The organism is Paenibacillus sp. J22P143 (genome assembly GCF_059692035.1).
In genome coordinates, this window is the sequence record NZ_JCAUAQ010000015.1 from 13,953 (window position 1) to 33,866 (window position 19,914).

22 protein-coding genes are annotated in these 19,914 nt (G+C 46.4%); 13 read left to right on the plus strand and 9 right to left on the minus strand.

Translation table 11 applies throughout. The features are described from left to right. Nucleotides 1–25: 25 nt before the first annotated feature. The 7 genes from gerQ to urtA all read right to left on the minus strand — a co-directional run bounded on the left by gerQ (nucleotide 26) and on the right by urtA (nucleotide 6,372). Nucleotides 26–466 (minus strand): spore coat protein GerQ, encoded by a 441-nt coding sequence (gerQ, locus tag AC58PQ_RS19175; protein ID WP_497244280.1) that lies wholly within the window; start codon nucleotides 464–466, stop codon nucleotides 26–28. A 135-nt stretch (nucleotides 467–601) separates the two neighbouring features. Continuing rightward, a complete protein-coding gene (locus AC58PQ_RS19180; RefSeq protein WP_497244282.1) occupies nucleotides 602–1,294 on the minus strand; it encodes a response regulator transcription factor in 693 nt (230 codons plus the stop codon). A gap of 216 nt (nucleotides 1,295–1,510) precedes the next feature. Next, entirely contained in the window at nucleotides 1,511–2,206 is a 696-nt protein-coding gene (gene urtE, locus AC58PQ_RS19185; protein ID WP_497244284.1) for an urea ABC transporter ATP-binding subunit UrtE, read from the minus strand. Next, the gene (urtD, locus tag AC58PQ_RS19190) at nucleotides 2,199–2,990 is read right to left on the minus strand and encodes an urea ABC transporter ATP-binding protein UrtD (RefSeq protein WP_497244286.1); all 792 of its coding nucleotides are present in this window, start codon (nucleotides 2,988–2,990) and stop codon (nucleotides 2,199–2,201) included. Before urtD ends, urtE begins: the two co-directional genes overlap by 8 nt. A gap of 36 nt (nucleotides 2,991–3,026) precedes the next feature. Further along, nucleotides 3,027–4,109, minus strand: a complete 1,083-nt coding sequence (urtC, locus tag AC58PQ_RS19195) for an urea ABC transporter permease subunit UrtC (protein ID WP_497244288.1) — start codon at nucleotides 4,107–4,109, stop codon at nucleotides 3,027–3,029. Between the two features lie 21 nt (nucleotides 4,110–4,130). After that, nucleotides 4,131–5,036, minus strand: coding sequence for an urea ABC transporter permease subunit UrtB (gene urtB, locus AC58PQ_RS19200; protein WP_497244290.1), 906 nt, complete (start codon nucleotides 5,034–5,036; stop codon nucleotides 4,131–4,133). Nucleotides 5,037–5,121: 85 nt separating this feature from the next. Then, nucleotides 5,122–6,372, minus strand: coding sequence for an urea ABC transporter substrate-binding protein (gene urtA / locus AC58PQ_RS19205; protein WP_497244292.1), 1,251 nt, complete (start codon nucleotides 6,370–6,372; stop codon nucleotides 5,122–5,124). A gap of 282 nt (nucleotides 6,373–6,654) precedes the next feature. Here urtA and AC58PQ_RS19210 point away from each other — a divergent pair, with 282 nt between their 5' ends. The 8 genes from AC58PQ_RS19210 to AC58PQ_RS19245 all read left to right on the plus strand — a co-directional run bounded on the left by AC58PQ_RS19210 (nucleotide 6,655) and on the right by AC58PQ_RS19245 (nucleotide 13,393). After that, nucleotides 6,655–6,957 (plus strand): urease subunit gamma, encoded by a 303-nt coding sequence (locus tag AC58PQ_RS19210; protein ID WP_056613424.1) that lies wholly within the window; start codon nucleotides 6,655–6,657, stop codon nucleotides 6,955–6,957. Nucleotides 6,958–6,979: 22 nt separating this feature from the next. Further along, nucleotides 6,980–7,363: an urease subunit beta gene (ureB, locus tag AC58PQ_RS19215; protein ID WP_497244294.1), complete on the plus strand. Its 384-nt coding sequence runs from the start codon at nucleotides 6,980–6,982 to the stop codon at nucleotides 7,361–7,363. Beyond that, nucleotides 7,344–9,059, plus strand: a complete 1,716-nt coding sequence (gene ureC, locus AC58PQ_RS19220; protein ID WP_497244296.1) for an urease subunit alpha — start codon at nucleotides 7,344–7,346, stop codon at nucleotides 9,057–9,059. Before ureB ends, ureC begins: the two co-directional genes overlap by 20 nt. Before the next feature lie 38 nt (nucleotides 9,060–9,097). Continuing rightward, on the plus strand, nucleotides 9,098–9,802 hold the full coding sequence (locus AC58PQ_RS19225; RefSeq protein WP_497244298.1) for an urease accessory protein UreF: 705 nt from the start codon (nucleotides 9,098–9,100) through the stop codon (nucleotides 9,800–9,802). 36 nt (nucleotides 9,803–9,838) lie between these two features. Further along, complete coding sequence (gene ureG, locus AC58PQ_RS19230; RefSeq protein WP_497244300.1) at nucleotides 9,839–10,498, plus strand: urease accessory protein UreG; 660 nt, start codon at nucleotides 9,839–9,841, stop codon at nucleotides 10,496–10,498. Next, nucleotides 10,491–11,345: an urease accessory protein UreD gene (locus tag AC58PQ_RS19235; RefSeq protein ID WP_497244302.1), complete on the plus strand. Its 855-nt coding sequence runs from the start codon at nucleotides 10,491–10,493 to the stop codon at nucleotides 11,343–11,345. Before ureG ends, AC58PQ_RS19235 begins: the two co-directional genes overlap by 8 nt. 418 nt (nucleotides 11,346–11,763) lie before the next feature. Next, a complete protein-coding gene (cyoE, locus tag AC58PQ_RS19240; RefSeq protein ID WP_497244304.1) occupies nucleotides 11,764–12,744 on the plus strand; it encodes a heme o synthase in 981 nt (326 codons plus the stop codon). 19 nt (nucleotides 12,745–12,763) lie between these two features. Then, the gene (locus AC58PQ_RS19245) at nucleotides 12,764–13,393 is read left to right on the plus strand and encodes an SCO family protein (protein WP_497244306.1); all 630 of its coding nucleotides are present in this window, start codon (nucleotides 12,764–12,766) and stop codon (nucleotides 13,391–13,393) included. 11 nt (nucleotides 13,394–13,404) lie between these two features. On the opposite strand, the gene AC58PQ_RS19250 is transcribed toward AC58PQ_RS19245, so the two are convergent. Together AC58PQ_RS19250 and AC58PQ_RS19255 are read right to left on the minus strand one after the other, a co-directional pair. Further along, nucleotides 13,405–13,758, minus strand: a complete 354-nt coding sequence (locus AC58PQ_RS19250; protein WP_497244308.1) for a toprim domain-containing protein — start codon at nucleotides 13,756–13,758, stop codon at nucleotides 13,405–13,407. A gap of 161 nt (nucleotides 13,759–13,919) precedes the next feature. Then, a complete protein-coding gene (locus AC58PQ_RS19255; protein WP_497244310.1) occupies nucleotides 13,920–15,098 on the minus strand; it encodes an MFS transporter in 1,179 nt (392 codons plus the stop codon). 109 nt (nucleotides 15,099–15,207) lie between these two features. On the opposite strand from AC58PQ_RS19255, the gene AC58PQ_RS19260 reads away from it, so the two are divergent. From AC58PQ_RS19260 to AC58PQ_RS19280, 5 genes are read left to right on the plus strand one after another with little or no spacing between them, the layout of a single operon-like run. Continuing rightward, entirely contained in the window at nucleotides 15,208–15,363 is a 156-nt protein-coding gene (locus AC58PQ_RS19260; RefSeq protein WP_477590343.1) for a hypothetical protein, read from the plus strand. A gap of 55 nt (nucleotides 15,364–15,418) precedes the next feature. After that, nucleotides 15,419–15,847, plus strand: coding sequence for a hypothetical protein (locus AC58PQ_RS19265; RefSeq protein ID WP_497244312.1), 429 nt, complete (start codon nucleotides 15,419–15,421; stop codon nucleotides 15,845–15,847). Between the two features lie 40 nt (nucleotides 15,848–15,887). Next, the gene (locus tag AC58PQ_RS19270) at nucleotides 15,888–17,036 is read left to right on the plus strand and encodes a transglutaminase domain-containing protein (RefSeq protein WP_497244314.1); all 1,149 of its coding nucleotides are present in this window, start codon (nucleotides 15,888–15,890) and stop codon (nucleotides 17,034–17,036) included. 10 nt (nucleotides 17,037–17,046) lie between these two features. After that, nucleotides 17,047–17,781: an HAD-IA family hydrolase gene (locus AC58PQ_RS19275; RefSeq protein ID WP_497244316.1), complete on the plus strand. Its 735-nt coding sequence runs from the start codon at nucleotides 17,047–17,049 to the stop codon at nucleotides 17,779–17,781. A 24-nt stretch (nucleotides 17,782–17,805) separates the two neighbouring features. Then, complete coding sequence (locus AC58PQ_RS19280) at nucleotides 17,806–19,869, plus strand: peptidoglycan D,D-transpeptidase FtsI family protein (RefSeq protein WP_497244318.1); 2,064 nt, start codon at nucleotides 17,806–17,808, stop codon at nucleotides 19,867–19,869. Nucleotides 19,870–19,914 lie beyond the last annotated feature (45 nt).

Below are 19,914 nucleotides of genomic sequence, written 5' to 3' on the forward strand. Positions count from 1 at the left end.
CGGTTTTCGCATGCGAATCAGCTATTTATCTGGAGACTCCGCCCCGGAAGGGATAAGCGTAATTAAGCTCTTCATCAAATGTGATGTAATCCAAATTCACCATAAGTAATAGGAAACGCATGCCAGTCACGGGGTCGCTAATAATGATATGATCACGGCCAGCCGCTTCTAGTCTACCTTTGAAAATTTTGGCGTTCCACTCGGAGTTGTTTTCGTATGTCATGTAGATGGTTGCCATTTTACCAAGGTTTAAACGAAGAATATTTTCAATGTAGGATTCTTCGATTGGAGGGAGTACATTCACACCTGTTTGTAAGCCGCCAGGTGGCGTGAGAACAGATCCCGCTGGTGTAGGTGGGACGATTTTGTTCGTAATGTTTGTAGGGACCGGGTACGCAGGATATGGGTTGCCATACTGAACTTGCGGCATTGCTTGATTACCTATTTTGTATGGATTGTTTAACATGATGATGATTTCCTCCTTGAGCTTTCAACACGAAAGCATTCTTCTTAAATGAAAGTCATTTTCCTTAATCATCATATTGTGCGAATGCCTATTTGGTGACGAATTTAGCAAACAAAAAAAGCTCCCAAGGGAGCTTTACATGAGTAGAAATTTATAACCGACACCCCACACGGTCTTAATGTGCTTGGGTTCTTTGGGATCATCTTCTATTTTTTTACGAAGGTTGGCAATATGGACGTCGATCGCACGCTCGGTTACCTGAGAATCAAAGCCGCGAACCCGATTTAACAGCTCTTCACGACTGTAAACCCTGCCTTGATTTTGCCAAAAAAGCTTCATAATTTCAAATTCGGAGAACGTGGTTTCAATATTTTTGCCGCCAACATATAGACAACGAGTCTCCAATTCTAAGTGGATCCCCTGTTGATTGGACATGTCTGAAGATGATGGAGCCTGTGGAGGAAAAGCGTTGGAACGCCGAAGTAAAGCTTGTATTCTTGCCGAAAGCTCTCTCATCGAAAATGGTTTGCACAGGTAGTCATCAGCGCCAGTCTGAAGGCCCTTCACACGATCTGAAACTTCGTTCTTAGCGGATACCATCAAGATCGGAATGGTCGAGGTGTAACGAATCGTCGTACACAACTGAATGCCATCCATATCAGGCAGCATGAGATCAAGAACGATCATATCAGGCTGAAATTCTCGGAATAAGACCTCGCCTTGCCGACCGTTCTCCGCACGCTTCACTTCATAGCCATCTTCGTATAAGTAAATGGCCATCATTTCACCGATACTTAAATCGTCTTCGATGATTAATATTTTTGACATACAGGTCCCCTCCTTTTCCTTTAAAAGGCTAGGTGCTCGATATGCCGTGCGCAATAATCGATCCTATCTATATGACATGTTATCCTATCCATTTTGTGACGTCCAGTTTTAACTTGTTTTCCAGTAAAAAAAAGAAGCTGTACGCTACTTGAATCCTAATTCCTTAGGTCAAGTTGGTTAGCTTCTTTGTGGTAGGAGGTTGAGGGAAGCGAACAATCATACGGTTAAATGCTTTCGAACGAGATCTTCGCTTAAATGCTCCGCGATCCCTTCGGCAGCGATGGTGCCGCGGTCGAGAACATAGTAGTAATCAGCAATGCTTGTGGCAAATTCTAAACTCTGCTCGACTAAAAGCACCGCGATTTCTCGATTTCGCTTAATCGTTTCAATGATCGCCTCGATCTCCATGACGATAGAAGGCTGTATCCCTTCCATAGGTTCATCCAGAAGCAAGAGCTTCGGTCCAGAAGCTAATGCCCGTGCGATGGCTAACTGCTGCTGCTGACCGCCGCTGAGGTCCCCTCCTTTACGATGAAGCATTTCGCGAAGAACAGGAAACGTATCGAAAAGTGTGTCTGGCAGTTTCTTGCGACGATCCGATGCGGCCTCTAGGCCTAATAAAAGATTTTCCTCGACGGTGAGTTGAGGAAATATTTCCCGGCCTTGCGGGACATAGCCAATACCTGACTTGGCGCGGCGATCTGGTGAGGACGAAGTGATGTCTGCATCCATGTACTGGATCTTGCCGGATTTGGACTTAATGAGTCCCATGATACTCTTCATCAATGTTGATTTCCCAACCCCGTTACGTCCCATCAGACAAACGATCTGGCCAGGCTTAACCGCGAGGTTAACGCCCCGGACGACCATGCTTTCTCCGTAGCCGGATTCAATATTGTGTAGTTTAAGCACCGCGTTCAACTCTCCTTCCGAGGTATACTTCAGCTACTTTGTCATCATTCTGAATGTCTTGCATGGAGCCTTCTCGCAGGACAGTTCCTTCGTGAAGAACGGTTACTGTTCTGGCGAACTGGCGCACGAACGCCATGTCGTGCTCAACGACGATAATGGTTTGATTCGCTGCAATTTCATGCAGCAGCTCACCGGTCTTCTCTGTTTCATTGTCGGTCATACCAGCGGCAGGCTCATCGAGCAACAAGAGATCGGGCTCTTGCATAAGGAGCATGCCGATTTCGAGCCACTGCTTTTCTCCGTGGGCGAGAGAGCCTGCTCGTTCGTTGGCTTTACTTTGAAGGCCGATCATTTCAAGTCTGAGATGGAGTCGATCTCTTTGTTCACTTGTGGTTTTGGCCCAGAGCGCACTGAGGAGTCCGCGCTGCTGTTTCATTGAAAGTGCCAGATTTTCAAAAACCGTTAAGGTGGAAAAAACGGTAGGCGCTTGGAATTTACGTCCAATGCCAAGCTGGGCAATTTGGTGCTCTTGGTGCTTGGTGAGATCAATGGAATCCTTGAAAAAGACGTGTCCTTGGGACGGCTTTACTTTGCCGCAGATCACATCGAGCAGCGTTGTTTTGCCAGCACCATTAGGGCCGATTAGGAAGCGAAGTTCGCCATATTTTAACGAGAAATCTAGATTTCGCAAGGCTTTGAACCCGTCGAAGTTCACCTCAAGTCCTTTGACGCTCAGGATGGTCTCGTCAGTTGTCGGTTGTTGTTTCGCTAATTGTCCTAGCATTGAAATGTTCCCCTTTCCGTTTAACATAAGCGGAGCTCATGTTTCTATTGCTTCTTGCGATGTCGAGATCTGATTAGGGAGGTTGGTTTTTTTCCAATTCGAGAAATAATGGACCAATGTTCCGACGATTCCCTTCGGCAGTAATAAAACGACAATAATGAACATGGCTCCTAGCATGATGGGCCACCAAGCAGGATAAGCTTCGCTAAAGGTTGTTTTAGCTGTATTCGTAACTAATGCTCCAAGAATAGCGCCGCCAATGGTTGAACGACCGCCAATAGCTACCCATAGAACCATTTCAATCGATGGCACGATACCCATTTGTGCAGGTGAGATAATCCCTTCTTGAAGTACGAAGAGTACGCCGGCAAGTCCGGCTAATCCTGCGGAGACGCAGTAGATGAAAACTTTATAAGTGACGGGATTATAGCCGATGAAACGTACTCTATTTTCGCCATCACGAATCGCAGTGAGAATATTGCCTAGTCGGCTGGTCACGAGTATAGTGCTGAGGATCAGAACGAGAATCACGACGGCTAGGGTGAGATAGAAAAATAGCAGTTTCGTTGATTGGAGTTGCAGATTCAGACCGAGAAAGGTTGTAAAGTTGGTCAGTCCATTGGTACCGCCTGTATAGCCTTGCTGCCCGACGAATAGTGTCACCGTAATGATGACTAATGCTTGGGATAAAATGGAGAAGAATGCGCCTTTGATGCGATTACGGAATGTGAAATATCCGAGAATGAAGGCGACAATCATCGGTACAATAAGCGCCAACAGGAACGCGGCCGTGGCACTATGAAACGGTACCCAGAACCAGGGCAAGCTTTTGACACCGCTCCAGGACATGAAATCAGGCAATTGATTGGGCGTGGAAGCCAGCTTCAAATGCATGGCCATACAATAAGCGCCGAGTCCGAAATAAACGCCATGACCAAGACTTAAAATGCCGGTATATCCCCAGATTAAGTCAATTCCGATCGCGATAATGGCATAAGCCAGGAATTTGCCGAGTAAGGATAAACGAAAGTCAGACAAGAATAGGGGGGCAAGCGCGATGAGTAGTATACAAATACCATAAATAGATAGTTTGATCTTAGATTGTCTTGCAAAGAGCATAGAAGAGGTCACATCCTTTCTTCAATCTAAGGATCTTGAACGCATCGTCACAAGTCCCATCGGCTTCCATTGTAAGAAGGCAATGATCAGTGTAAAGACAAGTACTTTACCGAGCGTAGCGCTGGTCGTATATTCTAAGGCGGTATTGAATACCCCGATTCCTAATGCGCCAGCTGCTGTGCCTATTAGCTTGCCAATTCCGCCGAGCACGACGACCATAAAGGCATCAACAATGTAATACGTGCCGATCGTAGGTCCAATTGGTCCGAGTAAGGAAAGGGCGCAGCCAGCGATACCCGCCATGGCAGAGCCAAAGGCGAAGGATTGTGCATCCACTCTACGCGTAGATATACCCAAGCAAGAAGCCATTTCACGATTTTGCATAACGGCTCTCATCCGTCTGCCGCCAGCAGAGTGATACAGATACATGTAGATGATGAGGATACAGAGTGCGACAAGCCCAATGATGAAGAGTCGCTTATAGGGAAGAATTAAGTCTGCCGTGACATGCCATCCGCCTTCCAGCCATTGCGGGGCTTTAACAGCGACGTTAGGAGCGCCAAAGATGGATCGGGCAATTTGTTGTAAGGCGAGAGAGACTCCCCAGGTAGCTAATAAGCTATCCAACGGTCTGCCGTACATGAAGCGGATGAGCACAACTTCGAGCAGCCAGCCTATGGCGAAGGCGACGACAAAAGCAACGCCAAGTGAAACGACGAAGTACCAACCGAATGCAGAAGCGGGCATATAGGATTGGAACCCTTTCTGTACGAGATAAGCCATATAAGCGCCGATCATAATAAATTCACCATGAGCCATATTCATGACATTCATGAGGCCGAAGGTAATGGCGAGACCGATTGCGATTAAGAGCAGAATGGAGCTTAAGCTGAGTCCGTTAAATAATTGAAGCAGAAGTAAACTCATGGCAACCTCTCCTTTCTGTTATTGAAATAAGGAAATCCAGGACTGCGGTTAGGCAGTCCTGGTTTCTGAATGAGAAGCATCTTTATCACTTCGTTACTTCTGCGCCCCAAGGATATGTTTTGAGGAATGGATCAGGTTTGAGAGCTTTGCCTGAGTTCCAAATCTCTTTGATTTGGCCATCTGCCGTGATTTGACCGATACGTGCCGTTTTGAAAATATGTTGGTTCTCACCATCGATCGTAACTTTACCTTCAGGTGAATTAAATTCAATGCCTTTCGCAGCTGCTTTTACTTTCTCTACATCAAAGGAGCCAGCTTTTTTCACAGCTTCAGCCCATAGATATACAGCTGTATAGCCTGCTTCAATCGGATCGTCCGTTACGCGGTCTTTGCCGTATTTGGCTTTGTAAGCTTCAACGAATTTTTTGTTTTCTGGAATATCCGTTGTTTGGTAGTAATTCCATGCCGTGTAGTGACCATCGAGAACGGAAGCACCGATACCGCGTACTTCTTCTTCGGCGATACTTACGGACATGGTTGTTAAATCTTTGGAAGTTATGCCTGCGTCTTGCAGCTGCTTGAAGAAGGCAACATTACTATCACCGTTCAATGTGTTGAAGACAACGTCTGGTTTTTCCTTTTTAATCTTACTAATGATTGTATTGTAGTCGGTGTGTCCAAGTGGTGTGTATTCTTCCGCAACAAGTGTTCCGCCATCTGCTTTCAACTGCTCTTTAATAATTTTGTTGGCTGTTCTAGGGAAGACGTAATCGGAACCGAGGAGGAAGAATTTCTTGCCTTTGTTTTGCAGGAGCCAAGTTACTGCGGGGATGATTTGTTGGTTCGTTGTTGCACCGATGTAGAAGATGTTAGGGGATGATTCTACGCCTTCATACTGAACCGGGTACCACAGTAAGCCTTTGTTTTGCTCGACAACCGGAAGCACAGCTTTACGGCTAGCCGATGTCCAACAACCGAAAATTGTTACTACGCTGTCTTTTTGCAGGAGCTTCTTTGTCTTCTCTGCAAAAGTTGGCCAATCCGATGCCCCATCTTCGATCACGGGTTTAATCTTTTTGCCCAATAGTCCCCCAGCTGCATTAATTTCATCAATCGCCATGAGCTCAGCATCTCGAACAGATACCTCACTGATGGACATTGTACCTGTTAGTGAGTGAAGAATTCCCACTGGTACGGTGTCCCCCGTTGTTGTTGAAGCCGCAGGTACAGTCGTCGTAGAGGTGGTAGTTTCTGTCTTCGCACAGCCGGCCGCAACTAACATCAAGGCCATACTAAGTGCAACTGTAAGCTTACCTTTGTTTCTTATCTCTCTCATTTACGTCCCACTCCCTTGCCTTACAAGATTTGGAATACATGGCTTATGATAAATGGCGACACAAGTTAATGTCAATATATATGACACGTATAGAATGTTTTTTGTTTATAATGCACAAAGATGAGTGAAAATCTTGTGAAAATCACATGAAAACGAAAATGTATTTAAAAATTGCATTTTTAATGTAAGTATATATGACATAAAAGATTTACATTCGATAAATACACGAATATAATGAGTGTAAAGGATTACCATTATTCGGTTTTTGGAGAGGTGAGAAACGTGCATTTAACGGAAAGAGAGAAAGAGAAGTTACTCATTACCGTAGCTGCAGACTTAGCTAGACGAAGACTAGCTCGAGGGTTAAAGCTGAATTATCCAGAGAGCATTGCGTTATTGACTTCCGAAATCATGGAAGGGGCTAGGGATGGCTTGACGGTTGCGCAGCTTATGGCGTTTGGTACGACTATTTTGAAAGCAGATCAGGTGATGGAGGGCGTGCCTCAAATGATTCATGAAGTGCAGGTGGAAGCCACGTTTCCCGATGGGACCAAATTAGTTACCGTACATGAACCTATTACATAATAGTTGTGAAAGGGGCGAGCGCATGGTTCCCGGCGAATATCGAACAGCCAAAGGCTTTATTGAAATGAATGTAGGCAGACAGACGATTGAAATCATCGTTACCAATACAGGAGATCGACCGGTTCAAGTAGGGTCCCATTTTCACTTTTTTGAAGTCAATCGAGGTTTGGATTTCCCGAGAGAGTCAGCCTTTGGCATGCGCTTAGACATCCCGGCAGGAACGGCTGTCCGTTTCGAGCCTGGCGAGCAGAAGCCGGTGCAACTTGTCGAATTAGGCGGGGCGAAGCTGTCTTATGGACTTAATAATTTGAGTCAAGGTTTAGCGGAAAAAGACAAAATGTCGGCAGAAACGAAAGAAAGATGGCAGGCTTGGGAGGGGATGCTCGGTGAGTCGAATAGATCGTAAGAACTATGCACTGATGTTTGGCCCTACAACTGGCGATGCCATTCGGTTGGCAGACACAGAGCTTTGGGCGCAAATCGAGCATGATTACACCGTATATGGAGATGAATGCAAATTCGGTGGCGGGAAGGTGATCCGTGACGGCATGGGGCAGTCTAGCGGTGCGACCCGAGCGCAGGGTGTCTTAGATACATTAATTACGAACGCTGTCATTATTGATCATTGGGGTATTGTCAAAGGCGATATCGGTATTCGAGATGGTCATATTGTTGGCATTGGAAAAGCAGGCAACCCGGATATTATGGATGGAGTGCATCCCAATATGATCGTAGGTGCAAGCACGGAGGTCATTGCGGGCGAGGGTAAAATCGTAACGGCTGGCGGCATCGATGCGCATATCCATTTTATTTGTCCGCAGCAAATTGAAACTGCGCTTTCCTCTGGCGTGACGACGATGATCGGCGGTGGGACGGGGCCGGCAACGGGAACGAACGCGACAACCTGCACACCGGGTGCTTGGCATTTGCAACGGATGCTGGAGGCGGCCGAAGCGTTTCCGATGAATCTGGGCTTTACCGGCAAAGGGAACTCTTCCTTCCTGGGGCCTCTGACGGAACAAATTGAAGCGGGCGCCATCGGCTTGAAGCTTCATGAAGATTGGGGAACAACGCCGGCAGCCATCGACATGTGTTTGGAAGCGGCAGATCGCTATGATGTTCAAGTGGCGATTCATACGGATACATTAAATGAAGCGGGGTTTCTTGAAGACACGCTAGCTGCGATTAAAGGACGTACGATTCATACTTATCATACCGAGGGGGCAGGAGGCGGGCATGCACCTGACATTATCCGCGCAGCGGCTGAACTGAACGTCCTGCCCTCCTCGACCAATCCGACACGGCCTTATACGATTAATACGATTGAAGAGCATTTGGATATGTTGATGGTGTGTCATCACTTGGATAGTCGAATTCCGGAGGATGTCGCTTTCGCAGATTCTCGGATTCGCCCTGAAACGATTGCAGCGGAAGATATACTTCATGATCTCGGCGTGTTCAGTATGCTGAGCTCCGATTCCCAAGCGATGGGGCGAGTGGGTGAGGTCATTATTCGTACGTGGCAAACGGCGGATAAAATGAAAAAACAACGCGGTCCGCTTGTTCCTGATAACGCAGATAATGATAATTTCCGCATTAAGCGCTATATGGCGAAATATACAATAAATCCAGCCATTACGCATGGTATCTCGCATCTTGTCGGGTCGATTGAACCCGGTAAATTTGCAGATCTGGTCGTTTGGAGTCCGATGTTTTTCGGCGTGAAGCCGGATCTGGTCCTCAAAGGCGGCAGCATCGCGTATGCACAAATGGGCGATCCGAATGCTTCGATTCCAACGCCGCAGCCTGTCTTCGGAAGACCGATGTTCGCTGCTTTTGGGAAAGCGTTGACGCAAAGCTCGATTACGTTCGTCTCTCAGGCTGCGTATGACAGCGGGATCGCGGAACGATTCGGTTTGCACAAGCGGGTCGAGCCGGTAAAAGGCTGCCGCAGCATTTCAAAGAAAGATATGATCCATAACGACGGGACGCCATCTATTGAAGTAAATCCGGAAACTTACGAGGTGAAAGTTGACGGGATGGCTGTGACCTGCGAGCCGGCGTCGGAATTGCCGATGACTCAGTTGTATTTCTTGTTTTAATAATGTAATTGAAGGAAGTCCTGACTGAGGTGACGACAATGACAGTAACAGAACATCCACCATTTCACTGGTTAGCCTATCAGCAGCTCTTGGATTCTGCGCTTCCGATTGGCGGGTTTTCGCACTCGTTTGGTTTGGAGACACTGGTCCAACAAGGGAGATTGACGACGGTCTCGGAGCTAGAAGCTTACATTCGTTCGATGCTTGCTAACAGTTGGGCATCCTCGGATGCCATGGTCATTAAGGCGGCTTATCAGTATATTCCTCGAGGGGAATTGGGGCAGCTTTGGGAACTTGACCATATGCTCCACGTACAGCGGGTAGGGAGTGAGACGCGGATCGGTGTTCAGAAAATGGGACGCAGACTGCTCCAATTAGCACGTTCACTGTATCCAGAGCTGGATTGGCAGCCTTTCGATGATGCTGTGAGCGCGGGGAAATGCAGTTCGAATCATCCTGTTGTTCACGGTTGGGTGAGCTACCATTTGGGAGTTCCGCTGAATCAAGCAGCCGAAGGGTATCTCTACACTTGTATTATGACATGCATTAATAGCGCGCTGAGGCTGATGTCTATTGGACAAACGCAAGGTCAGATGCTGCTAGCGAAGTTAGTTCCAATGACTGGAAGCGAATGGCAGCGGGTTTCACATATGGATCCGATGGATGCTTACACGAATTCACCAGCTGCGGACTTAGCCATGATGCAGCATGAAATCCTATACTCGCGTTTATTCATGTCTTAGAAAGAAATCCAAACATATATCCGAGGAGGAATGACGATGTGTCAAGGTAACGGTCATCATCATCACGAATGGGAGAAACCTGCAGCGGATCGCAATCGCCCTATGCGAATTGGTATCGGCGGTCCCGTAGGCTCAGGCAAAACAGCGCTAGTAGAACGCTTAGCACGGAAGCTGAACAGTCGCTACAGTATTGCGGTTATTACGAATGACATTTATACGAAGGAAGATGCGCGTATTCTGATTAGCTCTGAAGCGCTGCCAGAGGAGCGAATCATCGGAGTCGAAACAGGCGGATGCCCGCATACGGCGATTCGTGAGGATGCTTCGATGAATTTCGAAGCGATTGAAGAGCTGGAGAAGCGGTTTGAGAATCTCGATATCATTTTCATTGAGAGTGGCGGCGATAATTTGGCGGCTGCGTTCAGTCCGGAGCTTGTGGATCGCTTCATCTATATCATTGATGTGGCCCAAGGGGAGAAAATCCCGCGTAAAGGCGGTCCAGGCATCATGCGTTCGGATATGCTGATCATCAACAAAATTGATCTTGCCCCATATGTAGGCGCTAGCCTAGAAGTGATGGATTCCGATACGAAAAAAATGCGCGGCGAACGCCCATATATTTTCTCTAACCTGATGGGCGGTACTGGGTTGGATGACATCGTGAGCTGGATAGAGACGGAGTTCAGTCATGCCTAAGCTGACTGGGGAGATAGCCGCACAATTTGCGGTACGCAGCGGCCAGACGCGGCTCGTTCACAAATATCATGCCTCCCCGCTCAAAATCGCCAAAACATTTCGTTATGAGAACGAAACGTGCATGGAGGATACCGCGCCCAAGGATCAGTTGGGCGTCTATATGATGGATTGTTCACCTGGTCTCATGTCAGGTGATCATTACGAAATTAACGTGCGCCTTGAAGAGGGCGCACGTGTTTTTCTAACGAACCAGTCGTTCACGAAGGTTCATCCTTCAGTGGTGGGGCAAGGAAGCACGCAGCATCAAATTCTTCGTCTGGAAGCTGACGCGATGCTAGAGTATATTCCTGAGCCATTGATGCTGTATAAGGACGCCGACTTATTCGCGGAAACAGAGGCTCATTTATCAAAGGGATCAGCGTTGATATTCGCTGATGTCATCTGCCCTGGTCGAACGCAGCGAGGGGAAATATTTCAGTATGCGCGGTATGTGAACCGGATGAAGGTCTGGTATGAGGGGGAGCTGATTTTTTACCAAAACCAGCGAATCGAGCCCGCGACTATGCTGCTCACTTCCCCAGGCTGCTGGGAGGGGGAGACGCACATGGGGAATTTGTATATTTTCTCTGATCGCCTCAAACAGCGACATCTGGAGGCGATTGTGGAGAAACTGAGCCAACTGGAAGGCGGCAAGGTTCGTATGGGAGCGAGTCTTACGTATAAGCACGGACTCGTTGTGAATGTCTTGGGAAGGCACGCTTGGGAGCTGCAAGATATCCTGACGAAGGCATGGCATCAGATTCGCCGCAGCTTATTTGAGTTAACGCCATTGTTGGTGAATAAATAGGAAAAGGAGGCAGCAAGTATGCTGCTTCCTTTTCCTATTTATGTGGCACCGGGGGGGATATATTTTAACGCCTAATCTTATGGGCACTATCCCATTAGCTCAGAAGATGGAACGACTCTTGCTGACCTGAGCCTGATCTGAGCCTGACCTGAGCGAAGGGGATAGTAGTGAGAGGTTCCTTTATGAGAGCATCGATAAGGGCGTTAAGGTGTCCCACGCGTTACTCCCTACAACTTTTTCACGTATTCTCCAAATGGAATCGAATGGTAAGCCCATTTTCCACGCATACTGGAAGGAGAATCGACAATATGATGACAACTGCCCGCGCTTCATTGTCAAATGATGTAGGGGTTGGTATGATGAGAATGTTCATTTAGAAGTAGGATCGGAAATTTCAACATAGAGGAGGTCAATATACATGGAAAATCAAGTCACCTACGAAACCGTTTCGAAAGGCTCGTCCCAAGAGTCCGTTGGAACTGATTCTATAGAAGCTAACCTTACCAAAGGTGCGGCAGAACCTGTGACCCTGAAAGAATTTTACCGCCTGGTGAAGCCAGGTATTATTTATTCGAATCTCATGACGGCTTTTGCTGGTTACTGGCTAGCTGCTCAGTGGGATGTGGACTGGATCCATCTTATTATGACGATGCTGGGTACAGCACTGGTGATGGCTGGAGGTACGGTACTGAACAATTATCTGGACCGTGAGATGGACGCGAAGATGGAGCGTACGCAGAATAGAGCACTTCCAAGCGGAAGACTCAGCGCTAATTTCGTGCTCTGGTACGGTATTATTTTAGGCACAATCGGTTTGGGTGTCCTATACTTTGGAGCCCAGTCACCTTTAGCAACATTGATCGGTTTACTTGGGTTGTTTTTATATGTTTGGCTCTATACGGCTTGGTTCAAAAGGACATCTGTCTGGAGCACATTCGTCGGCGCCTTCTCGGGTGCGACACCACCCGTTATCGGATACTGTGCGGTTAGCGGGACGGTAGATTTAGGGGCAATCTTGATCTTCCTATTTTTGTTTCTATGGCAGCCGCCGCATTTCTGGGCATTGGGTATTCGCCGTATGGAAGAGTACCGTGCAGCGGGCTTTCCACTTTTACCAGTTGTCAAAGGAACTTTCGTTACGAAAATTAGCATGGTGCGTTATGTCGTGCTTTTAGTACCTGTTACCGTTATGTTAACGGCATATGGCTATGTAGGGACGGTATTCTTGATTGTATCCACGATTCTTGGGTTAATGTGGGTATTCATGAGTGTCAAAGGGTTCAAAGCAAATGGGGAAGCGGAAATTGTATGGGCAAAGCGTATGTTCTTGTTCTCCCTTCTATATTTAACGCTGTTATCGATCTTGATGGTCATTGATACAACAGCGAAAATCAGCTAGTTTGGGGGACAGAAAACGAATGGGGACGTTTTTCGAGAAAAACTGGTTTAAGCTTGCACTAGGTGCGATATTAATCGCGATGATTGCCTCTTTTGCTTATAAATTGTGGGCGAATGAGAATAAGCCGGATACAAGGCTAACGGCCATGAAGGCAGCGCCTTCGTTTCAACTTCAGGATTTAGATGGTAAGACGGTTACCTCCGAAGATATGGAAGGTAAGGTAAGACTCGTGTATTTCTATTTCTCCTATTGTCCAGACGTGTGCTTTCCGACGAGTTTCTTGCTTTCTCAGGTACAGGATCAATTGAAGGAAAAGAATTTACTTGGCTCTAAAGCGGAGATTTTGTCGATTACGGTAGATCCGACGCGGGATACACCTGAGGTGTTAAAAGCATTCGGAAATCGCTTCGAATCGAAGCCGATTCCAGGCGGATGGACGTTCCTCCGAGGTGAGGAAGCGAAGGTTCATAAGCTTGCTGAGGACTTCGGGATCATGGTGATCAAAGAGAAGGACGGTAATTTCACGCATGCCAATGCCATATTGTTGGTGGACCCAAAGGGTCAGTTAAGACATTATTATGTTGTCGATCCGGAGCTGGATGCGGATCATATCGTCAAGGATGTCGTGACCCTTTCAAAAGGGAAATAATTCGCAAGTCGTTATTCATAAGCAGGGTTGGGCGCAGGGTAGATAATATACGCGTCCAGTCCTGCTTTTTCTAATTGCTGGATGATATACTCTTCAGGCGTTCCTTCTACCCCAGCATAACCCTTGCGAGTATAAATCTGTTCAGCGTCTGGAAACGTATCACGCAGCAAGAAACGGATTTTTTTACCGGATGCATCATTGTCGGTGAAGATATAAACGGGTAGATCGCCAACTTTTTTTCGAAGCGCATCTAGGGTAATGGAACTGGGAGTTCCGAAGGTGCAATGGATGCTAGCCGAATCATCAAGCACGCGTTTCAAACGGCTTTTATCATTTTTTCCCTCAACAATAATGGCAATGGACATAGGATCACCTTCATTCCTTTTTAGAGTAGTATACCCTGTTTGGAGCGGTGATCCAAGTGTCTCGAGGCTATGTTATTTCCTGGGAAATGACAAGGATTTACAATGTGTGACAGCAGGAAAAAGGCCTGATGGTCGACATCAAGCCTTTTCGTGAAGCTATCTTATGAAGTGATTACGGGCGATTTGAATGTGCGAAGCGGCAATAGCGATAGAGCCAACATGAGAATGAAGAACGCGATAAAGTACGAGGAAATATGATCGCGAAGCTGACCAGCCATCATTGGGCCGATAAAGGCACCAACGGAATAAGAAATCGATAGTAAGGAGAAGATGCGACCGTATCGAGAACTGCTGGTTATACTGGCAAGTAACGCTGCAAGTGCTGGATAAATGACACCTTTGGCCATACCGACTAAGAAGAGAGAAACCGAGAGTGGAATCGGCCACTTGACGGCTAATCCGAAGAAAATGGCGGCCAGTCCAATGCTACCGCAAATCGTCCGAATAAAGGGTGATATTTTGTTCAAAAACCAAAAAGAGATACTAAGCAGCGCACCTAAGCTGACCAATGTGAAAAAGACACCAGACGTAAGGATCGACTCCCGTGCAGACTTCATCAGAGGAAGCTCGAAGAACAAAATCCCCTGTGAGCAGGAGAGTGCCATGGGGATGAGGAAGAAGAGCCATGGGATAGAGACACCATCCGAAATCTCGTTATTATCCTGCATTAGATTGTGACCATGAGGGTCTAATACGACGGCTTGACCAGCGTGCTTCCCCTGTTCTGCTAATAGCTCTTTCTCCTTAACGCCGAAGATGGCAAGGATTCCTGTGATAATAAGGACCCAGCCTAACACGGAAAATGCGGTTGTAAAGCCAATTTTGGCCACTAACACAGCACCTGCCGCAGGAGAGACCACGGATGCAAGCGTGTGAACGAGTCCATTCCCCGCCATGAGCTTGCTCTGATGAATGCGATCGCGCGCAATACGAGCCAATAAGGATAAACATGCCGGAGATAGGAAGGCAAGTACAAATCCGCTAATGGAACGAATGTAAAGCAGATGCCAAGGATCTTTGACGTTGGATTGAAATAGTAAGATGATCCCTGCTACAATTAAGCTAAAGACGATGAACATTTTGCTGCCGAACTTGTCTACACCGTATCCAGCAATGAGATTGCCAGGTAGATGTGTAAGCGAGTATACGCCCATGATGAGCCCTATGAAAGAGGGAGCAGCTCCCAGTGATAAGGCGAAAGGGGATAAAATCGGGTATTGCGCGTGTAAATCAAAGAATGCAACAAACATAAATAAGTACAACCATATGGCTGTCCGCACGGTCTCACCACCTCGATCATTTAAGTTTCTCTTCTTAAGTTTTACGCCGCTCGTCCCACAGATATGACCTTTCGGGGCAAATGACACAATTTCGTACGTAGGAGGAATTATGGACCCAATTGTTTTTATACTTTTGGCCGCAGTTGGTATTTTTCTTATTTTTCGTTTAAGACAATCTTTTCGTAGAACAGGAAAAAGTATCGATAAAACCAAAGAAATCGAGCAGAAGCTAGCACAGCTAAGGAAAAAAAGAGATGAAGATTAGAGAGTCCATGTAGTATGATAGGGAAGGACTTTTGCATAACAAGGAGGGGTTAAAGATGGATCAGTGGATTTCGTTTGCACAGGATCGTTGGTATTTAATTGTAGGGGCTATTATTGTTCTATTTATTGTGATTGGGATTGTAAAAACCGTGGTGAAATGGGTGCTTGTCCTTGCCATTGTTGGAGCGCTTATCGTTTATGGAGCCAACTATAAGGATAAAATAAAGGATATTGGGGCAAGTGTTGTTTCCCAAGTCAGTGATGAGATCAAGGATAAAGCAGTTAGTGCCTTGACGTCCGAGGCCAAAGAAGCCAAATTTAAGGCCAACGCAGATGGTTCCTTTATGATTACGACGAAAAGCTTGCAGGTGGAAGGTAAACCAGGATCGGATGAGGTTCAGATCACCTTCCTTGGGAAATCCTTTAAAATGAATTCGAATGCTGCTGTGAAAGCGTTCATTGAGCAAGCAAGGAAAAATGGCTAGCGAGTAGCGGGTATAGCCTATCAAGGGAAGGTGCGCACGCATGACGGATAATTCGTGGCTGCAGGCCACTTCAATCAATTTCATATCCATCTTGATCGTTCTCACGATTGCAGCTTCGGTGCTGCAAGGCTTTTTCCGTGGTGGCTCCGGCTCGGCCAGACATTTCGCAGCTATGTTGGTGGAAGCAGGGCTCGCCATCTTGTCCATGTTTATTGCTTGGAAAGGCGTGCAACTGGTTTCACCATGGATTCAAACGTGGTTGAAGGGACAGGATTTACAAATTCCGGCCGTCGACATAAGCGCGCTGAAACAAGCTTACTATACCGTCATCACTAGCTTGCGTGATTTCCCACTACTCCGTTTCGGAGTTTTATTTATCCTAGGCTATGTTATTATCAAACAAATCTTGAATCACCTGGTTGATGTATGGCTGGGGCGTTGGCTGGCAGAACGTTATTCCGCGCCTAATCAGGGTCATTCCTTACTGAGCTCCGTTTCAGGCGGGGCCATAGGTTCCATAGCTGGATTTGTTAGAGCTCTTATGTTAATCGCAATTTTATTTATTTATGTCTCACTGTTCCCGCACTCGATGATAACCCCCTATATTGAGTCCTCACATATGTATCAAAAAGGAGCTCAAGAAGTCATTTCACCGTTTACAGGTGATTTTATTGCGGAGAAGGCGCCTGTTTTCACACGTGCAGTGGAGCAGGAATTCACGAATATTTTACAACGGAAATATGAAGTACTCGATGCCAAAATCCCGGGCAATATTGCAGATGCGGCGAAAGAAATTACAGCGAATGCAAAGACGGATGAAGAGAAAGCTAAATTGCTGTACAGCTGGGTGGGAACCCGAGTCAAGTATGATTGGAACAAAGTGAAATTATATGAAGAACAGCGGATTTGGAAGGAGCAAACGCCAGAGGATACATTCAATACCAAAGAGGGCGTTTGTATTGATTATTCGAGGTTATATGCGCAAATGGCAAGGGCCATTGGACTTGATGTGAAGGTTGTCACGGGGCTAGGGTATGATGGACAGGGTGGATATGGTCCGCATGCTTGGAATGAAGTGTATCTCAAGGAAACCAATAACTGGGTGCCTCTGGATTCTACTTGGGTTGCTAGCGGAGCGAATTGGTTTAATCCCCCGAATTTTGATCAAACTCACGTGAGAGACGTTTAGAGGAGACGATATGCGAAAAGAGTTAAAGTCATACAAGATGATTTACTTAGATGCGGGTGACACGTTAGTAACCATTCCTGCAGCACAAACCATTTTGAAGCAATACTTGCAATTGCGCGCCGTTGACAGAGATGAAGCTCATATTCATGAACTTTTTACCGAAGCATTTCGTCTATTTTATTATGTGGAGAAAAAAGATAACTTCGTGGTGTGCAGTCCAGAGTCAGATCGTGAATTCTGGGTTAACCTATACCACTATGTCCTGCAGAAGCTAGGCGTTCATGAAGATTGGACAGAGGAAGAAATTTTCAATTGCTGTCATGAGCTGTATGAAATTTTCACCGCACCGGAATATTATGATTTGTTTGATGACGTGAAGCCATTTCTGGAAGAACTGCGAACACAAGGCTTTCGTATCGGAATCATCTCTAATTTTGCCCCTACACTGAAAGCCATTCTGGCGGAAAAAGGGGTCTTACATTATTTTGACCCCGTTCTCGTTTCAACCGAAGTTGGCTTGGAGAAGCCGGATCCTGCTATCTTTCAGCTTGCTTTACAAATGGCAGGTGTTGAGGCCGAGGATGTGCTGTATGTCGGGGATCATGAGACGAATGATATTTGGGCCCCTAATCAAGTAGGAATCGATGCGGTTCGTATAATCCGGTACCCTTATCACACGGGAGATGGGATCCGTTCCCTGCTCGAACTGATTGGGGCGCCTGTCGGCGATGTACGACCTAAGTGAGAATGAGAAAGGATATGAACCAGCATGAAGTCATCCATTATGGATGATCCGAAGAAAAAAGAAATTACAAAAAAACGGCACTTTTCGTTTCGGATCAATATATTTTTCTTCGTTACTTTTTTACTGTTTTCCGTGCTAATTGTGAGGTTAGCGATTCTTCAATTTGTTCAAGCCAAGGATCTGAAGGCTGCGGAGAATACCAATACGAATCAAACCAACAAGATCGCCCCGATTCGCGGCAATATTTATGATTCAACGAAATCCCCGCTGGCGTATACGATTCCCGTACAGTCCTTATTTTTCCGTATTGAACCAGGCCAGCAGGATAAGGATGCGATTATTGATTTAGCTCATCGACTCAAAACCGAAGTTTTTGACGAATTTGCCAAACCGAATACAGTGAGTCCTACCCCTGAAGAGATCGTTCTTGCGATGGATCTGGGCTATGACATTAATAAGAATAAAGTGAAAGATCCGAGCTACTTTTATGTTCCACGTCGCATTAAAGCAGATTTATCCAATGGTGAAATTGCTTATTTACTCGAGCATCGCGATGAATTTAAGTGGTTGGAAGTGACGGAAGAAAGTATCCGCACCTATGAAATGGATGATGACAACAAGACGACAATTGCCACGCAATTGGTCGGTTATACGAATGCATTTTCGACCCAGACAGCGAAAGAAATCTATAAGGATAATCCGAATAGTGATGAATATTTAAGCAATGAGAATGTCGGCTTCGATGGCATTGAGCGGATGTATCAGGATGAGCTGCGCGGCAAGAATGGCAGTAAGAAATATCCCGTCAACGCGGCCATGAAAATTATTGGAAGAGCAGAAGTTACGGCACCGATCAAGGGGAACAATCTGTACCTGTCGATCAATAAGGACATTCAGAAGACGACGGAGAAATTCATACAGGATCATATTCAATATTTACGTACGCCTGCCAATGCGAATGATCCGTATTTGAAATTTGGGGTGAAGGCTTCCTCGGGCTTCGCGGTTGCCATGGAAGTGGACACTGGTCGCATCGTCACGATGGCTAATTATCCGGATTATAATGCAAATGCTTGGACTGGTGGTATTTCGCCTGCCATTTATAAAGACATAAGTACCTTTATTTCGAATGGTACGATTATGAATGCCAAAGCGAAATATCCAGATGAGAAAGAGAACGCAAAGCATCCTTCTTCCATTGTTTTCATGGGTTCGACGATTAAGCCGTTATCCGTATTAATTGGATTGAAAGAAAAGCTCTTTTCAGCGACGCAGACGTATTATGATACAGGCACATTCACCTTCGGTAGAGATAACAACAGCGCCATTTCGAACTCCGACAAACACGCTTATGGCAGCTTAAACGCGTCGTCCGCCATTGAGGTTTCCTCGAATACGTATATGTCGGCGATGGTAGGTATCCCTTTTTGGAATAAATACGGGAGAGAGAACGCGAATGTGACAGCCAAATGGGCCGAGTATCTGGCCAAGTTTGGGATGGGTGTGAAGACGGGAAGCGGACTGCCAGGTGAATTTGTGGGTTCCAATGACTTTATCCCGAATGCTAAGAAAGATAGTTACCAATCCGCGATGGTTTACGCATCATGGGGACAGAATGAGAAGACGACTACGCTTCAGTTAGCGCAATATACAGCAACTTTAGCAAGCCGCGGAAAACGGATGAAGCCTCTCTTCGTGGATGAAATTCGTGATTATCAAGGTGAATTAGTGAAAAAGATTGAGCCTGAGGTTCTTGAAGATGTATCCAAAGAGTTCTCGCAAGCGGATTGGAATACGATCATACATGGGATGAAAAGCGGCGCTCAAGGCATTGATGAATTACCATTCAATGTCGCTCGGAAGACAGGAACATCCACGCAGGATGTGGCTGGCGGAAAAGTAGAAAATGCCGTGTTAATCGCTTTCGCACCTGTTGAGAATCCGAAGCTGGCGATTGCTGTCGTTGTACCGGAAGGTGGGTTCGGACGCTATGGGGCATCTCCAATTGCCGCGAAAATCTTCGAAGCGTATGACGCGGCGAACGATGGCATTTTAACGAAGCTTGGCGGCGGGAAGAAGCCGTGGTAATGATGGCAAAAAAGAGCTTGCTTAGGCAAGCTCTTTTTTGCTTTA

What these genes read in the sequence shown, in the direction of transcription:
- AC58PQ_RS19270 (WP_497244314.1), top strand. Translation starts at nt 15,888, where the DNA reads ATGACGGATAATTCGTGGCTGCAGGCCACTTCAATCAATTTCATATCC.
- AC58PQ_RS19280 (WP_497244318.1), top strand. Translation starts at nt 17,806, where the DNA reads ATGAAGTCATCCATTATGGATGATCCGAAGAAAAAAGAAATTACAAAA.
- cyoE (WP_497244304.1), top strand. Translation starts at nt 11,764, where the DNA reads ATGGAAAATCAAGTCACCTACGAAACCGTTTCGAAAGGCTCGTCCCAA.
- AC58PQ_RS19265 (WP_497244312.1), top strand. Translation starts at nt 15,419, where the DNA reads ATGGATCAGTGGATTTCGTTTGCACAGGATCGTTGGTATTTAATTGTA.
- urtB (WP_497244290.1), bottom strand. Translation starts at nt 5,036, where the DNA reads ATGAGTTTACTTCTGCTTCAATTATTTAACGGACTCAGCTTAAGCTCC.
- AC58PQ_RS19245 (WP_497244306.1), top strand. Translation starts at nt 12,764, where the DNA reads ATGGGGACGTTTTTCGAGAAAAACTGGTTTAAGCTTGCACTAGGTGCG.
- AC58PQ_RS19260 (WP_477590343.1), top strand. Translation starts at nt 15,208, where the DNA reads ATGGACCCAATTGTTTTTATACTTTTGGCCGCAGTTGGTATTTTTCTT.
- AC58PQ_RS19235 (WP_497244302.1), top strand. Translation starts at nt 10,491, where the DNA reads ATGCCTAAGCTGACTGGGGAGATAGCCGCACAATTTGCGGTACGCAGC.
- urtC (WP_497244288.1), bottom strand. Translation starts at nt 4,109, where the DNA reads ATGCTCTTTGCAAGACAATCTAAGATCAAACTATCTATTTATGGTATT.
- AC58PQ_RS19225 (WP_497244298.1), top strand. Translation starts at nt 9,098, where the DNA reads ATGACAGTAACAGAACATCCACCATTTCACTGGTTAGCCTATCAGCAG.
- gerQ (WP_497244280.1), bottom strand. Translation starts at nt 466, where the DNA reads ATGTTAAACAATCCATACAAAATAGGTAATCAAGCAATGCCGCAAGTT.
- urtD (WP_497244286.1), bottom strand. Translation starts at nt 2,990, where the DNA reads ATGCTAGGACAATTAGCGAAACAACAACCGACAACTGACGAGACCATC.
- AC58PQ_RS19275 (WP_497244316.1), top strand. Translation starts at nt 17,047, where the DNA reads ATGCGAAAAGAGTTAAAGTCATACAAGATGATTTACTTAGATGCGGGT.
- AC58PQ_RS19250 (WP_497244308.1), bottom strand. Translation starts at nt 13,758, where the DNA reads ATGTCCATTGCCATTATTGTTGAGGGAAAAAATGATAAAAGCCGTTTG.
- ureG (WP_497244300.1), top strand. Translation starts at nt 9,839, where the DNA reads ATGTGTCAAGGTAACGGTCATCATCATCACGAATGGGAGAAACCTGCA.
- ureB (WP_497244294.1), top strand. Translation starts at nt 6,980, where the DNA reads ATGGTTCCCGGCGAATATCGAACAGCCAAAGGCTTTATTGAAATGAAT.
- AC58PQ_RS19180 (WP_497244282.1), bottom strand. Translation starts at nt 1,294, where the DNA reads ATGTCAAAAATATTAATCATCGAAGACGATTTAAGTATCGGTGAAATG.
- urtA (WP_497244292.1), bottom strand. Translation starts at nt 6,372, where the DNA reads ATGAGAGAGATAAGAAACAAAGGTAAGCTTACAGTTGCACTTAGTATG.